At 66.6% G+C, this 13,396-nt stretch carries 15 protein-coding genes and 2 tRNA genes; 10 read left to right on the top strand and 7 right to left on the bottom strand.

Annotated elements, in window-relative coordinates:
• Positions 1 to 98: 98 nt before the first annotated feature.
• Together RIL96_RS00535 and RIL96_RS00530 are read right to left on the bottom strand one after the other, a co-directional pair.
• Positions 99 to 275, bottom strand: a complete 177-nt coding sequence (locus RIL96_RS00535) for a hypothetical protein (RefSeq protein ID WP_310547044.1) — start codon at positions 273 to 275, stop codon at positions 99 to 101.
• Positions 276 to 297: 22 nt separating this feature from the next.
• Complete coding sequence (locus tag RIL96_RS00530) at positions 298 to 1,557, bottom strand: MFS transporter (protein ID WP_310547043.1); 1,260 nt, start codon at positions 1,555 to 1,557, stop codon at positions 298 to 300.
• 152 nt (positions 1,558 to 1,709) lie between these two features.
• Between RIL96_RS00530 and RIL96_RS00525 the strand changes: the two genes are divergently transcribed.
• The 5 genes from RIL96_RS00525 (at position 1,710) to RIL96_RS00505 (ending at position 5,037) form a co-directional block, all read left to right on the top strand.
• Positions 1,710 to 1,781, top strand: a tRNA-Asn gene (locus tag RIL96_RS00525).
• A 288-nt stretch (positions 1,782 to 2,069) separates the two neighbouring features.
• Positions 2,070 to 2,552, top strand: coding sequence for an NUDIX hydrolase (locus RIL96_RS00520; RefSeq protein ID WP_310547042.1), 483 nt, complete (start codon positions 2,070 to 2,072; stop codon positions 2,550 to 2,552).
• On the top strand, positions 2,552 to 3,097 hold the full coding sequence (locus RIL96_RS00515; protein ID WP_310547041.1) for an LOG family protein: 546 nt from the start codon (positions 2,552 to 2,554) through the stop codon (positions 3,095 to 3,097). The genes RIL96_RS00520 and RIL96_RS00515 overlap by 1 nt, the downstream gene beginning before the upstream one ends.
• 135 nt (positions 3,098 to 3,232) lie before the next feature.
• The gene (gene purU, locus RIL96_RS00510) at positions 3,233 to 4,108 is read left to right on the top strand and encodes a formyltetrahydrofolate deformylase (protein ID WP_310547040.1); all 876 of its coding nucleotides are present in this window, start codon (positions 3,233 to 3,235) and stop codon (positions 4,106 to 4,108) included.
• 80 nt (positions 4,109 to 4,188) lie between these two features.
• Entirely contained in the window at positions 4,189 to 5,037 is an 849-nt protein-coding gene (locus RIL96_RS00505; RefSeq protein ID WP_310547039.1) for a siderophore-interacting protein, read from the top strand.
• A 26-nt stretch (positions 5,038 to 5,063) separates the two neighbouring features.
• Here RIL96_RS00505 and RIL96_RS00500 read toward each other — a convergent pair whose 3' ends face one another.
• Positions 5,064 to 5,456 carry a TM2 domain-containing protein gene (locus tag RIL96_RS00500; protein WP_310547038.1) on the bottom strand — a complete coding sequence of 131 codons (393 nt, stop codon included), beginning with the start codon at positions 5,454 to 5,456 and terminating at the stop codon, positions 5,064 to 5,066.
• 185 nt (positions 5,457 to 5,641) lie between these two features.
• Between RIL96_RS00500 and RIL96_RS00495 the strand changes: the two genes are divergently transcribed.
• The 4 genes from RIL96_RS00495 to RIL96_RS00480 all read left to right on the top strand — a co-directional run bounded on the left by RIL96_RS00495 (position 5,642) and on the right by RIL96_RS00480 (position 8,650).
• Positions 5,642 to 6,496 carry a phage holin family protein gene (locus tag RIL96_RS00495; RefSeq protein ID WP_310547037.1) on the top strand — a complete coding sequence of 285 codons (855 nt, stop codon included), beginning with the start codon at positions 5,642 to 5,644 and terminating at the stop codon, positions 6,494 to 6,496.
• 106 nt (positions 6,497 to 6,602) lie between these two features.
• Positions 6,603 to 7,271, top strand: coding sequence for a CDP-alcohol phosphatidyltransferase family protein (locus RIL96_RS00490; RefSeq protein WP_310547036.1), 669 nt, complete (start codon positions 6,603 to 6,605; stop codon positions 7,269 to 7,271).
• Between the two features lie 77 nt (positions 7,272 to 7,348).
• On the top strand, positions 7,349 to 8,563 hold the full coding sequence (locus tag RIL96_RS00485; protein WP_310547035.1) for a glycosyltransferase: 1,215 nt from the start codon (positions 7,349 to 7,351) through the stop codon (positions 8,561 to 8,563).
• Positions 8,564 to 8,573: 10 nt separating this feature from the next.
• Positions 8,574 to 8,650, top strand: a tRNA-Ile gene (locus RIL96_RS00480).
• Positions 8,651 to 8,662: 12 nt separating this feature from the next.
• On the opposite strand, the gene RIL96_RS00475 is transcribed toward RIL96_RS00480, so the two are convergent.
• The 4 genes from RIL96_RS00475 to RIL96_RS00460 are packed head-to-tail and all read right to left on the bottom strand — an operon-like array spanning position 8,663 to position 12,043.
• Positions 8,663 to 9,592, bottom strand: a complete 930-nt coding sequence (locus tag RIL96_RS00475) for a small ribosomal subunit Rsm22 family protein (RefSeq protein ID WP_310547034.1) — start codon at positions 9,590 to 9,592, stop codon at positions 8,663 to 8,665.
• Complete coding sequence (locus RIL96_RS00470; protein ID WP_310547033.1) at positions 9,535 to 10,644, bottom strand: glycosyltransferase family 4 protein; 1,110 nt, start codon at positions 10,642 to 10,644, stop codon at positions 9,535 to 9,537. Before RIL96_RS00470 ends, RIL96_RS00475 begins: the two co-directional genes overlap by 58 nt.
• On the bottom strand, positions 10,641 to 11,045 hold the full coding sequence (locus RIL96_RS00465) for a 6-pyruvoyl trahydropterin synthase family protein (protein WP_310547032.1): 405 nt from the start codon (positions 11,043 to 11,045) through the stop codon (positions 10,641 to 10,643). The genes RIL96_RS00470 and RIL96_RS00465 overlap by 4 nt, the downstream gene beginning before the upstream one ends.
• Positions 11,042 to 12,043, bottom strand: coding sequence for an FAD-binding protein (locus RIL96_RS00460; protein WP_310547031.1), 1,002 nt, complete (start codon positions 12,041 to 12,043; stop codon positions 11,042 to 11,044). The genes RIL96_RS00465 and RIL96_RS00460 overlap by 4 nt, the downstream gene beginning before the upstream one ends.
• Before the next feature lie 186 nt (positions 12,044 to 12,229).
• Between RIL96_RS00460 and RIL96_RS00455 the strand changes: the two genes are divergently transcribed.
• Positions 12,230 to 13,339: a glycosyltransferase gene (locus RIL96_RS00455; protein ID WP_374761827.1), complete on the top strand. Its 1,110-nt coding sequence runs from the start codon at positions 12,230 to 12,232 to the stop codon at positions 13,337 to 13,339.
• The last annotated feature ends 57 nt before the right edge of the window (positions 13,340 to 13,396 follow it).

The following is a 13,396-nucleotide window of genomic DNA, read 5'->3' as shown; positions in this document are numbered from 1 at the left end:
GCTGACACCCCTACAGACGAGGCCGGTGGCAGGATCCTCACGGTCCTCACGTGAATTTTTTCGGAAGAATCTGCGCTCAGGTCCCTCCGGTGGTCTTTTCAGCTCATAACGTCCCAGGTCAGGTGTAGGCTGACGCCATGTACTCCCGTGCGCACGTAGGGGCTGAGGAGGCGCTGGACGACGTCACGCTCGTCTGCCGTGTCCAGGACGGCGATCTGCGTTCCTTCGAGGTGCTCGTCGACCGCTACGAGGCTCAGGTCACCGGGCTGTGCCACCTGCTGACCGGTTGTGCTCCGTTCACCGCTCTGTGCGACGGCGGCGGATCAGTTGTTCGATGCCTGAGCCGGCCAGCAGCAGACAGGAGAGCCAGACGGCTCCACCGGCTCCGAGCGGTGCGGCTGCTGCGCCGGCGGCCAGCGGGACGGCGACCTGACCGAGCCGATTGCCGCTTAAGCGCAGTGCCAGGGCTGAGGACTGCCAGCTGCGGGGCACGGACTCGACCACCTGAGACATCGTCAGCGGTTGGCCCAGGCCGAGGAAGAACCCGGCCAGCAGCATCATGATGACGGAGAGCAGTGCGGAGCTGATCAACGCCGGTACCGGTGCTAAGGCCAGGGCGGATCCCAGCAGTGCGGCGACCACCAGCGCGGAGCGGCCGGTGCGCCGCCGCAGGGCCGGAAGCATGAAGCGCGAGGTGATCGTCGCGGCGGCTCGGATGGCCAGCAGTACACCGATCCAGGCGGGTGAGACACCGGCTTCAGCGCCGATCAGCGGCAGGAACGCGGTGAGGATGTCGACGGTGGCGACCAGGCAGAGGGAGGCGAGCATGGCCGATCCGATGCCGGGACGGGTGAGGATGGAGCTGATGCGCGGCTTGGTGGTGTCTTCCCCGTCTGAGGAGCTGCGTGCTGTGGATGTGCTGGGCTGTGCGGTGGTGGCGATGGTGCCGGTGTCACCGCGGCGGTGAGCGGGGCGTCGCAGCCATATCAGGAGGATGATCGCCGGGAGGCAGGCGGCGGTGCCGATCCATAGCGCGAGGTCGATCCGCGGCAGGGAGCCGGGGCCCGCGGTGCTGACTCCGTCGAGCAGCAGTCCGCCGACCAGCGGGCCGATCAGCTGACCGCCGGCGAAGCCTGCGGTGAACCATCCGAAGCCCTTATCCAGTTCGGCGCCGACGGAATAGCGGGCCACTGCCGACTGCCCGGCGATGATGAAGACTAGCTGCCCCATACCCATGACAGTGTTGCCCAGCGTGACCCCGGTGATGTGCGGGGCGAAGGCGACGACGGCGGCGCCGAGGCCGGTGGCTGCGGTGCCGCCGAGGAGGAGCGGTTTGAGGCTGGGGAGGCGCTGGGCGATCGAGCCGAGGCTCATCGCGGCCAGCAACGGCAGCAGTGAATAGGCCGCGGAGACGAGCCCGACCGTGGCGGCATCGGCGTCCAGCGCGATGAGCTTATACGTGGTGGTGGGGCGCACCAGGTGGACGGTGACCTGGTTCAGCAGAGCTGCGCCGATGAGGATCCACAGCCAGCTGAGGGTCTGGGGGCGCGCAGTCACGGGCAACCAGTCTACGCCCGTCAGAGATGGAGGGCCTTTCGTGTCGTGTTGAGAAGGTCATCATCGAGGCGGTGCCGCCAGTAGCGCTTCAGTGGGCCAACTCGCTGATTTCACAGGCCCAGGACGCGACTGCTAGACTCTTTCAGTCGCAATCCTCCATAGCTCAACGGCAGAGCACTCGACTGTTAATCGAGCGGTTGCTGGTTCGAATCCAGCTGGGGGAGCTCTCTGAGGCCCTCGTCCGCACCGTGGACGGGGGCTTTCTCATTGACCAGCGCGTCTCCCAGCAACTCGTGAAGCGAGATATCCAGCCACATAGCGGTCCTCAGTATTTCCACCTCCGGGAGTGGGCCCGCTCGCTTGGTCAGCGAAGGCGGGGCCGGACGACGCTCCAACGTCTCGCTGGGCGAGGTCAAGCAGGAGCTTGGACCTCCAACACGAGGGGAACCGTTGACCGCCCCACAGGATCAGTGCAGATGCACGCGTGCTCAGGGCCGTCCTAGGATAAGCCTGTGGATGACACCCAATACCGTCCCGACCGTGATGATGGTTTCCAAGAAGAAGCCGACGAGGCGCCTGTGGCAACTGGCGCGCTCATCCGAGTGGCGGCTGTCGTGCTCCGTGACGAGCAGGGGCGCGTCTTGACGGTACGCAAGAGCGGGACGCGTCGCTTCATGCAACCCGGTGGGAAGCCAGAACCCGGCGAGGGGGCCGTTGACGCGGGAATCCGCGAGTGTCATGAAGAACTGGGTTTGAGGCTGAAGGCTGGGCAGCTTGACCATATGGGCACTTTTCGTGCGGCAGCGGCTCACGAGCCGGGCCACGTGGTGGAAGCAGAAGTGTTCTGCAGCACCGAGAGACTGACCGAATCTCCCCAGCCTCGGGCGGAGATCGCGGAAATCCGATGGGTGGAGCCGGATGAAGGCCTGCCACGGGATGAGTACGCTGACCTGTTCCTCGATCACATCATCCCCGCGCTGAGAAGAAGCACCTGATGAGACCACGCCTGACTGTCTTCACCGGCTCCCGGTTCGGAGCTGACCCGCAGTATGCCGATGCCGCGGCGGCGCTGGGCCACCGGCTTGCGCAACGCGGCGTCGGACTCGTCTACGGCGGTGGTCATGTGGGCCTCATGGGGGTCGTTGCCGATGCTGCGGTTGCCGCCGGGGGAGAGGTCATCGGTGTCATCCCTGAGCACATGGTTGAGGAGGAAGACGGCCATGACCGCATCACTCGGCTCGAGATCGTCAACGATATGCACGCCCGCAAGACACGCATGGCGGAGCTCGGCGATGCCTTTCTGGCCATGCCCGGTGGCATCGGCACCTTGGAGGAGCTCCTCGAGATCTGGGCCTGGCGCCACCTCGGCCTCCACCAGGGACAGTTCGGAGTCTACGACGTCGGCGATTTCTGGCAGCCTCTGCTTCAGATGGCACAGCACATGGTCGAGACAGGATTCCTGAGTGAGGCGGCGCATCAGGTCCTCCACGTGTTCACGACGCCCGACGACGTGATCGACGGACTTCTCAGCCGCAGATGACCTCCTGCTATCCTCGCCGGACAGAGACCGCCGGATAAGCCCTGAGAGTGTCCCCTCTGTCCTCAGACAGGGTCTTTTCCGGCGCACAGATACACTCTTCATCGGCTCTCCGTCCGACCTTCTTCCAGGAGTGATATGCCCTCGGCAGACACCTCAACCACAGACCTCGCCCGGCTGATCATCAGCTGCCCTGACCAGCACGGCATCGTCGCGGCAGTCTCCGATGCGCTGACCACACTCGGCGCCAACATCATCACCTTGGACCAGTACTCCACCGGTGTGGAGGACGGGCGCTTCTTCCAGCGCACCGTCTTCCACCTGCCTGGCCTTGCGGCTCGGCGCCCCGAGGTCGAAGCCATCGTCAGTGAACACCTGGAACCGCGCTTCGGGATGCAGTGGCAGCTCACCGAAGTCGAACGGCCCAAGCGTGTCGCGATCTTCGCCTCGAAGACCGATCACTGCCTGCTGGATCTGCTCTGGCGCCACCGGCGCGGCGAGATCCCCATGGACATCACTATGGTCATCTCCAATCACCCCGACCTCGCCGCGGACGTGCGCTCCTTCGGGATTCCCTTCTTCCACGTCCCGGTGGACAAGGCAGACCGCTCCACCGCGGAGAACCAGCACCTGGAGATGCTGCGCGGCAACGTGGACCTCATCGTGCTGGCCCGGTACATGCAGATCCTCACCCCTGAGTTCCTGGAGCAGGTGGAGGTTCCGGTGATCAACATCCATCACAGCTTCCTCCCGGCGTTCATCGGCGCCGGCCCCTACCAGAAGGCCAAAGATCGCGGCGTCAAGCTCATCGGCGCCACAGCTCATTACGTGACCGAGGACCTCGACGAAGGCCCGATCATCGAGCAGGACGTCATCCGTGTCTCTCATGAGGACGACGTCGCCCAACTGACCCAGTACGGTGCCGACGTCGAGCGCGCAGTGCTCTCTCGGGCCGTGAAATGGCACTGCCAGGACCGGGTGATCCGGCATGCGAACACCACTATCGTCTTCTAGAGGCCTCAGGTGCATACTGGCTGAGCCTCATCACCGGGCCTCACCGCTGAGGCCTCGACTGACTCCGACCGGAGGAACCCATGGCCGACGCCGCGAAACCACCACGCAAACCCCGCGTCCAGCATGTGCTGGAGGTCCAGGATGCTTACCAGCTGACCCCGCACCTGCGGCGAGTAGTCCTGGGTGGACAGGGATTCGATGCCATCGAGTTCAAAGACGCGACTGACCAGTACATCAAGCTGCTCTTCGCTGATCCCGCACTAGGCCTGGAGCGTCCCTTCGACCTCGAGGCCCTGCGCCAGCAGCTGCCGCAGAAGGACATGCCGGTCACCCGCACCTATACGATCCGCCACATCGACCGCGACGCCCGGCAGCTCTGGGTGGACATGGTCGTCCACGGAGATGAGGGGCTCGCCGGCCCCTGGGCTCAGCGGGTCGAACCCGGTGAGCCCATCAGCTTCTTCGGCCCCGGAGGAGGGTACGCGCCCCGGCCCGAGGCAGATTTCCACCTGCTCGCCGGGGACGAATCAGCCTTGCCCGCGATCGCCGCCGCCCTGGAGTCGCTGAACCAGCACACACCCCAAGCACGCGGAGTGGCGCTGATCGAGGTGCACGATGCCGAGGAGGAGATCTCGCTTCAGGCTCCCGAAGGCATCGAGATTCGCTGGCTGCACCGCGGCGGCCCCTTCAGCCCGCAACGGGCACGCCTGGTCGACGAGCTCAGCGCCATGACGATCCCCGACGGTGACGTCCAAGCGTTCATCCACGGTGAACGTGGGGAGATGAAGCGTCTTCGCCGACTCCTGGTGAAAGAACGCGGCATGGACCGCAAAGCGATGTCGCTCTCGGCCTACTGGGCTGCCGGTCGTATCGAGGACGAGTTCCAAGCCGAGAAACGCACTCCGGTCGGCGCGATCGACGAGGACTGAGACCGCGGGGCATCGGAGCCTGCCGTTCAGCCGGAGGTCACAGCTGAGGAGGTCCCGATGACCAGCCCCAACACCAGGGCCAGTGCCACGAGCAGCACCGTGGCGGCCGCACACCGGCCGGCGTAGCGGGTATAGCCCTCAAGGCGGCGGTCTTCACGGTCACGCAGCGTGCCGGAGAGCAGCAGGAACAGGTCGATGAGCACCCAGGCCCCGAGGCCCCCGAGGCTCACCAGCTTCACCACAGCCGAGCCGGGGCGGCCCAGATAGAAGCGATCCGCACCGAGGAGGCCGAGGAACAGGCTGAGCAGCCACGCAGTGAGGAACCGCCGGTCAGAGACCGGCTGGTTCTCGAACTGGTGCCGGTCTTCGTCGGTATAGGTATTGGCGTAGAGCTCGTCGAGGTCGTAGTTCTCAGCCATGCCTCCATAGTAGAACTCCCGGAGTAGACCCCCGGGGAGATACAAGAGCTGGCACCAGCTGAGCTTGGACAGTCCCGGAGTTGGGCAGCCTCGGAGAAGGTCACCATGCGGCCGGGGTGGTAGTTTAGGCAAGGGTCCCTGATCGGGGCCTGACCACGTACGACGAGTGTTTCGCAGGAGGCGCTGTGGCGGCACAGCAAGGCTCAGGGCAGACCCGCACCGACACCGGACAGCCCTCAATGCTGGACCAGATCAAGGTTCTGCTGCGGCTGGGACCGAAGCAGGTCGCGGACGAGATGCAGCTGGCCCTCGGCCAGATGAAGTCCAAAGGTGTGACCGCCGGTGTGGCCGCCGGGCTGCTGGTCGGCGGCCTGTTGCTGCTGACCCTGCTGGTCATCGCACTGGTGGTGGCCGCCGTCGGGGCTTTCGCCCTGATCTTCGACATCTGGGCTGCCGCACTCATCGTCGCCGGCATCTTCCTGGTGCTGGCACTGATCCTGGCTCTCATCGGCTTCCTCGTCCTGAAGCGGGCTCTGCCGCTGAAGCCGGAGGACGCCGTCCGCGGTCTCCGGATGGACCTGGGCGTGCTGCGTGAGGGCAGCTCCTTCGATCCAGCGTCCCTGGACCGCGCTGATGAGGAGAAGCGGCGCAAGAAGGAAGAGGCGAAAGCCGAGGAGGAGCGCCTGAAGAAGGAGAAGAAGCCTGGTGAGGGTACACCGGATCCGGTGCCCTACCGCGAGCTGCTGCGCCGCACCGCACTGCGCCGCGATCACCTCGGCTCAGTGGTCGACGGCATCCGCACGCAGTCCGATGAGGAGATCGACGCCCACGAGAAGGCTTCGGCCGATCGCGGCTCCGAGAAGCACGATGGCTCCGCGCAGGCCTCCGGCACCGCAGCTGGTGGTCGTTCGGGCGGTGCGGAGGACTCCACCCTCGACGAGGTCAGTGAGTACGTCTCCACGCGCTGGCGCCCCCTGGCTGTACTCGGCGCCTCCACCGCAGCCGGTGCCGTGTTCCTCCGGGAGCTCGTCAGGAAGTGACCGCACGGTGCCCCCGTTCTCAAGGTCTGCAGAACATGCCGCAGGCAGCAGGCCAGCCCGCGGCGCAGCCTGAGTCCTGCCGGTCGCCTCGGGCGGAGGGGCGGGCGTGAGGATCATCGGAGCGGGGACCCGCGACGGCGTGGTCCCCACTCTCCAAGAGACGTTCTGGACCGTCCCCAACGTCATCACCGCAGTCCGCTTCGCCCTGGTCCCGGTATTCGTCTGGTTCGTCGCCGTCGGGCAGGAATGGACCGCGTTCTGGCTCCTGGTGATCCTGGGCAGCACGGACTGGATCGACGGCTATATCGCCCGGCGGTTCGACCAATCCAGTGTGGTCGGCCAGTGGTTGGACCCGTTGGCGGATCGGCTGTCGCTGATCATCGTGACACTGTCCCTGGTGATCTTCTCCGACGCCCCGATGTGGGTGCTGGTGGTCATCGTCACCGCGGACCTCATTCTCTTCCTCTACTCGTCGTTCGTCTTCGCGGGATCACCAGAGCTGCCGGTCTCCGTGGTGGGTAAACTGCGCACGGCCGCACTGCTGATCGCCGCGCCCTTGGTACTGTTGGGCCGGACGCCGCAGCTGCAGGACACCGCGGTCACCGCTGTCGGTGTGGTGCTGCTGTCCATCGGCTGCCTCATGCATGTGGGGGCGGCGGTGGATTATCTGGTCACGGCTCACGCCAAGGCGAAGCGCCTGCGCGGGGAGGGTATCACCCCGCGGGACAGGCCCAGATGGTCTGCCGTGGCGGCCGGCTCAGGGGGCGCCGGCTGACCGGGAGGTCGCGCGCGTCGACGAACGCTGGATGACGATGCGGGGCCAGAGGCCCCAGGGGGAGAGTGGATACGCTGATGCCAACGGATGAGAAGCCGCTGCGGATTCTGATCGCGGCGGATACCTACCCGCCTGATGTCAACGGTGCCGCTGTGTTCTGCCAGCGTCTGGCTCGTCATATGACCGCCCGAGGTCACGAAGTCCATGTCGCCGCAGCCCGGAACGAGGCCGGCCCGGACACTGTGCAGCAGCTCGACGAGGCCACCGTGCATCGTTTCCGGTCCTTCCCTGCGCCGACGCATGAGTATTACCGGTTGTGCCTGCCGTGGCAGGTAGAGCCGGCGATGGATCGACTGATCGCTGAGATCCAGCCGGATGTGGTGCATGTGCAGTGTCATTACATGGTGGGTAAGGCCGCGATCGATTCCGCGGTCCGCCGGCGCATCCGGCTGATCGCCACCAACCACTTCATGCCGGAGAACCTCGATCCTTTCCTGCCGTTCCCGGCGTGGTTCTGCCGGATCGTGGCGAAGAACTCCTGGCGGGACATGCGGCGTCTGATGAGCCAGGCGTCAGTGGTCACCACGCCGACTCCTCTCTCGGCGCAGACGATGCAGCGCAGAGGCGGGTTCGAGCGGGTGCTTCCGCTCTCCAACGGGATCGATGTGGACCACTATCGTCTGCGGCCCGGAGAGCAGATCGAACCGGCAGACCGCCCGACTGTGCTGTTCGTCGGGCGGTTGGCGGTGGAGAAGCATGTCGATGTGCTCATCGAGGCGGTCGCGGCGACGGACCCGAGCCTGGGCATCGGTCTGGACATCATCGGCGACGGCGAGCAGCGGGAGCTGCTGCGCCGGAAGATCGCTGAGCACGGTCTCCAGGAGCGGGTCCGGATGCTCGGGCATCTCGATGATGAGCAGCTGCGTCAGGCCTATCTGCGAGCTGACGTGTTCTGCCAGCCCGGCACCGCCGAGCTGCAGTCTCTGGTGTCTTTGGAAGCGATGTCAGCCGGGAAACCGGTGATCCTCGCCGATGCCCTGGCACTGCCGCATCTGGTCGATGAGGGGCGCAACGGCCACCTCTTCCGACCGAAGGACCCCGCCGATCTGGCGGCCAAACTCGAGGCCGTGTTCCGGCTGAGTCCCCAGCAGCGTCAGCAGATGGGGGAGCACAGCCGTGCTCAGGCAGAGCGTCATTCCATCGCAACCACGATGGAGGCCTTCGAGAGGCTCTACCGCGGTGCCGATGAGGTGGCCCCCGCACAGGACGTCCTCGAGGAGCCGGTAGACTGAGCCGGTGCTCGGGGCGTTAGCTCAGCAGGTCAGAGCAGAAGACTCATAATCTTTTGGTCGCGGGTTCAAGTCCCGCACGCCCCACCACCTCACCCACGTTTATCCGAAGTCTGTGGGAAATCCGGTCCCAATAGACGACGGATTCTGCACAGACTTCGGATAAACGTGGGTGGCTGCGGGGAGGAAGAGGTCGGTGTGGTCGATCTGCAGGTGCAGCGCGCCGAGGTCCAGCTGATGCAGACGCCTCTGAAGCCAATCCTGCACCGTTGTGAGTCCGCGACGATCATCTCGATGCCGCAGCTCCTCACCGGCAGCCTCGGCGCGGTCCCGGAGGAGTCGCGCCATCAGCTCGGTCTGTTGCGCTGAGGCTGAAGCACTCAGTCTCCAGGGAGTCGGCACTGCCCGGACGGGTATGCCGCGTGCGAGGGCCAGCTGCTGAGTGCGCTCCACAGCGTCCGGGCCGAGCCGGTCACCGTGGCGCTGATGGGCATCGAAGGCCTCACGGATCAGCTCGTCGACAGGGTCGCTCGGTTCCGCCACGAGACCACCGGTCACGGTCAGCGCGGCGATCAGCGGCACCCTGCGAACGGCCACGACGTCGAGCAGATCAGCCAGCTGCGGCTCAGTCAGCAGATCCAGCAGAGCCGAGGTGATGACCAGCGCCGAGCCTCCTTCAGCGCGCACTTCGTCCAGCACGTCACCGAGGCAGGAGAGATCATCGAGCACTTCGGTGATCTCCGCCTCCACGCCCGCCCGGCGCAGGCCGGCCGCCGCCGTGCCCAGCAAGGCCTGATCATGGTCGATGAGCACCCAGCGTTCATCGCCGTCGAGACACGAGGCCACCCACCGGGCCCCGGCTCCGGTGCCGGATCCGACATCGATGATGACCTCCGGCCGGTATGTCCCCACCAGATCGCTGACATCGGCTCGAGTGATCTGCCGTGCCTGGGCATCCGCCGGCTCGCGCAGGCTTAACCAGTCCGCAGGGATCGGACGAGCCTCATCCATCGGTGTGCGCTCTGCTGCCATGTCGTGAGCCTACCGCGCCGCTCGTCAACCGCGGTGCGCAGGGTATCCCGCTCACCAGGGTCGCTCAGCCACCTGTGCAGGGCTGAATACCAGTGACGCGGCGAATCAGCGGGTACGACGAGACCGGCACCGTCCAGGGCTTCCACCGCACCGGTGCCAGCGGACACGACCGACGGTATCCCTCGGGCCGCCGCCTCGGTGACCACCATCCCGTAGGTCTCCGCCCGCGAAGGCAGCAGCAACAGGTCCGTGGCAGCCCACAGCTCTTCCAGCTCGGACTGCTCCAGGGAGCCGTGAGCGATGATCCGTCCGGGCAGCTCCTGAGCGAGTTCGTCGAGAAGCTCACGCCCGAACACCGTCTCGGCCCCCGGACCCGCCAGATGCAGCTGCCAGGGATGCTCGAGCAACGCAGCCAGCGCCGGAATCAGCACCCGATGGTTCTTCCGCGGAGTCAGGGAGGCGACGACGGCGAAGCCCGGCACCGGATCTGCCGCACTGGAAGGTATGGCGGGACCTCCAGCCGGAGCTGCCGGGTCCACGCCGGGGATGATGACCCCTGCGCCGTCGCGCCCATGGGCCGTGCGCACCTGAGCCGCGGCCCAGCGGCTGGTCACCACGACCGCCGATGCCGCCCGCACCGCCTGACCCTCCGCCTGGATGAGCCGTTCATCGGCGCCGTCGAGAGCCACCGGCAGGTGCCACAGCAGCACATCTGCCAGGGGGTCCTCGCCTGACTCCGGGCCCTGATCACCGCCAGAGGCCCCTCCGGCGAACAGATCCGGCACTGCGGCACCGAGGAGACCATCGACGATCACCACAGCCTGCCGATGCTGCGCGCGTGCGGACGCGAGCTGATCCCGCAGTGCCGCTGCCTGCTCGGCGGAAGGAGACGGCCAGCTGCCGGGGACATCGAGACGCACAACGGCGACCCCCAGGCCGTCCAGGGCTTCGAGTACGCGCCGGTTATACAGCGTGCCGCCGCTGGGCTGCTCCGCCGCCGGCCCGACCCAGATGAGCTCGGCTGCGCCGCTGAGCTCAGAGCCCCGGATCACCGCCCCGTCAGCTCCATGCGGACGGCGGCCCGCGCTCGCGGGTTCTCATCGGCTTCGACTTCCACGGCGCTGAGCCCGTGGCCTTCGGGAAGCTCTGCGATGAGTCGCTGCGCGATGTAGGTGATGATCACCTCGGTGGTGCTGAGCTTCTCGACGAAGTCCGGGTGCTCGTCGAGGTTCCGGTGACGCAAGGGGTCCAGCACACGGGAGAGCATGGCGCTGGCTTCCCCGATGTCCAGGACCACACCGTGTCTCTCCAGGCCCACCCGGTGGAACACCGCGCGGATGTGCAGCGTGGCCCCGTGCAGCTGCTGGGCCGGACCGAAGAACTCATCGTCCAGGCTGTGGGCAATCATGATGTGATCATCGACGGCCAGGCGATAGGTGGGGGTCGGTGTCATGTCTCTCCTCGGGGTCGGTGGTCGATGACGGGGCACAGCAGCCCCGGCGGAAGGTCCCCTCGATCCAGCTGCCGCATGAGCGCGGGCAGTTCCTCCAGAGCGATCGGCGGTGCGAGCAGCGCATCGAATCGGGCATCCAGCAGCTCCAGTGCGCAGACCAGGCGTTGCCGAGGGGTTCTGCGCAGCCTGCGCGGCTGAGCCACCGCGCCGACCTGACTGCCCACGATCCGCAGCCGTCGGGCATGGAAATCAGCCCCCAGCGGCACTTCGGGGGATTGCTCGCCGTACCAGGACTGTTCGATGAGCACGCCGTCATCGCCGGTCAGTCGCATAGCCTCAGCAAGGCCCTGTGCTGTGGCGGAGCTGTGCAGCACGACGTCGGCGTCGCCCTCGGTGTCACCGGGGGAGACGACCTGCATTCCCAGAGAGGCGACCAGCTCGCGTCGCTTTGGGTCCGGTTCCACTACGGTGAGCCGGCTGAGCCCCATCCGAGAGGCCAGAAGGGCAGTGCTGAGTCCGATCAGCCCACCGCCGACGACGATCACGCGGTCGCCCAGCAGCACCGGCGCCTCCCAGAGGGCATTGAGCGCCGTCTCCGCTGGGCCGGCCAACAGCGCACGGGATGCAGGCATGGCCTCGGGCAGCACATGACAGTCCTCGATCGGCACGGTGAGATGCTCGCGGTGCCCGCCCAAGGTGAACACGAGACGACCCTTGAGCTGATCAGGGCCCTCCACGACGTCACCGACGTTGAGATATCCGTGGCTGACCGGATGGGGAAGCTCGCCGAGCTGGAACGGGGCACGCATGAGGTGCTGCACCGATTCGGGCACACCGCCGCGGTGGACCAGACGTTCCGTGCCCGGTGAGACGGCGGAGTAGCGCGTCCTGATCAGCGCCTCACCGGGCTCGGGCCGGGGGACTGGTGCCGTGCGCAGCTCGCCGTGGCCGGGACCAGCGGTCCAGTACTGGCGGGAACGCGCGGAGGAATCTGCCATAGTCGTATCATGCCAGGTCAGCGCCGTATGGCCGAGGGGCCGCTGAGTGCCCTGCCGTGGGGCGCAGCTGCTGTGCGATCCGGAAGCACCGGTCAACCCCGTACGCTCAGCTCGACAGGTAGGCCGGGCAGATAAGCCCGGTAGGCAGGTCTGCCCGGTTTCCCGGGCAGGCACAATGGAGCTGTGCTGAGACTGTTCTTCGACGCCCGCTACACCCGCACTCGGGTCCATGACGGCATCTCCCGGTTCACCGCAAGCCTCGTCGCCGCAGCCGCAGGACAGGCGGAGGTGACCATGATGATCAGCGATGTTCAGCAGCTGCGGCTGCTCCCGGACCTGCCGTTTTTGCAGCTCAGCGCCCCGACGTCGCCGCGCGAGCCGTGGATTGCCCATCAGCTCAATCCTCACCGGCCCGACGTCGTCTTCTCGCCGATGCAGACCATGGGCGGTACCGGACGCCGATACCCGCTGATCCTCACCCTCCATGACCTCATCTATTACCAGCACCGCACGCCACCGCGTGATCTGCCTGCTGCGGTGCGGCTCGGCTGGCGTGCCTACCACCTGAGCTACCAGCCGCAGCGGTGGGCGCTGAACCGGGCGGATGCCGTAGCCACCGTCTCGGAGACCACCCGAACATTGATCCGCGAGCACCGGCTCACCCGGCGTCCGGTCACCGTGATCCCCAATGCGCCCCAGCCGGTCGCCGTCGCACGAGACCCGGACACGGCACCGCAGCCCGAACTGGTCTATATGGGCTCCTTCATGGAGTACAAGAACGTCGAGGCGCTGGTCCGGGGAGTCAACCGGCTGCCCGGCTACCGGCTGCATCTGTGCAGCCCGATCTCCACGGCGCGGCAGGCGCAGCTGAGCGCGCTCGCTGATCGCCCGAATCAGCTCATCTTCCACGACGGCATCTCCGAGGAGGACTACACCGCCCTGCTGCGCCGGTCTCAGGCTCTGGTCACTCTCTCTCGGGCCGAAGGCTACGGTCTGCCGGTGGTGGAGGCGCTGGCTCAGGGGACACCGGTGATCACCTCGGACCTGGACATCTTCGCCGAGGTCTCCGGTGGTGCACGGAACGGTCTCGGAGCCCAGCAGGTGCCGACTGACGACGCTGCGGCCTTTGCCGCCGCCGTCGCCGCGCTGGAAGCCCCCGGCGTCTTCGCAGGGGCTTCGCGTGCGGCGCGAGACCGCGCGAGGACATTCTCCTGGCCGGACTCTGCCGCTCGCCTCATCGGCCTGGCCGAGCGCGTGGCCACGGCCTACCAGCGGCGTCGTCACCCCTGGGACTGACCAGGGAATGACCAGGGGACTGACCTGGGACTGAGCAACCCAGCAGAGCGGGACTGA

The organism is Nesterenkonia aerolata (genome assembly GCF_031470965.1).
In the GTDB taxonomy this organism is placed as follows: domain Bacteria; phylum Actinomycetota; class Actinomycetes; order Actinomycetales; family Micrococcaceae; genus Nesterenkonia; species Nesterenkonia aerolata.
This window is presented reverse-complemented; position numbering and strand designations above follow the sequence as displayed.

Bases quoted from the DNA above. Each gene is read 5' to 3' on its own strand.
- RIL96_RS00515 (WP_310547041.1), top strand. From the start codon at position 2,552: ATGAGACCACGCCTGACTGTCTTCACCGGCTCCCGGTTCGGAGCTGAC.
- purU (WP_310547040.1), top strand. From the start codon at position 3,233: ATGCCCTCGGCAGACACCTCAACCACAGACCTCGCCCGGCTGATCATC.
- RIL96_RS00505 (WP_310547039.1), top strand. From the start codon at position 4,189: ATGGCCGACGCCGCGAAACCACCACGCAAACCCCGCGTCCAGCATGTG.
- RIL96_RS00500 (WP_310547038.1), bottom strand. From the start codon at position 5,456: ATGGCTGAGAACTACGACCTCGACGAGCTCTACGCCAATACCTATACC.
- RIL96_RS00485 (WP_310547035.1), top strand. From the start codon at position 7,349: ATGCCAACGGATGAGAAGCCGCTGCGGATTCTGATCGCGGCGGATACC.
- RIL96_RS00475 (WP_310547034.1), bottom strand. From the start codon at position 9,592: ATGGCAGCAGAGCGCACACCGATGGATGAGGCTCGTCCGATCCCTGCG.
- RIL96_RS00465 (WP_310547032.1), bottom strand. From the start codon at position 11,045: ATGACACCGACCCCCACCTATCGCCTGGCCGTCGATGATCACATCATG.
- RIL96_RS00460 (WP_310547031.1), bottom strand. From the start codon at position 12,043: ATGGCAGATTCCTCCGCGCGTTCCCGCCAGTACTGGACCGCTGGTCCC.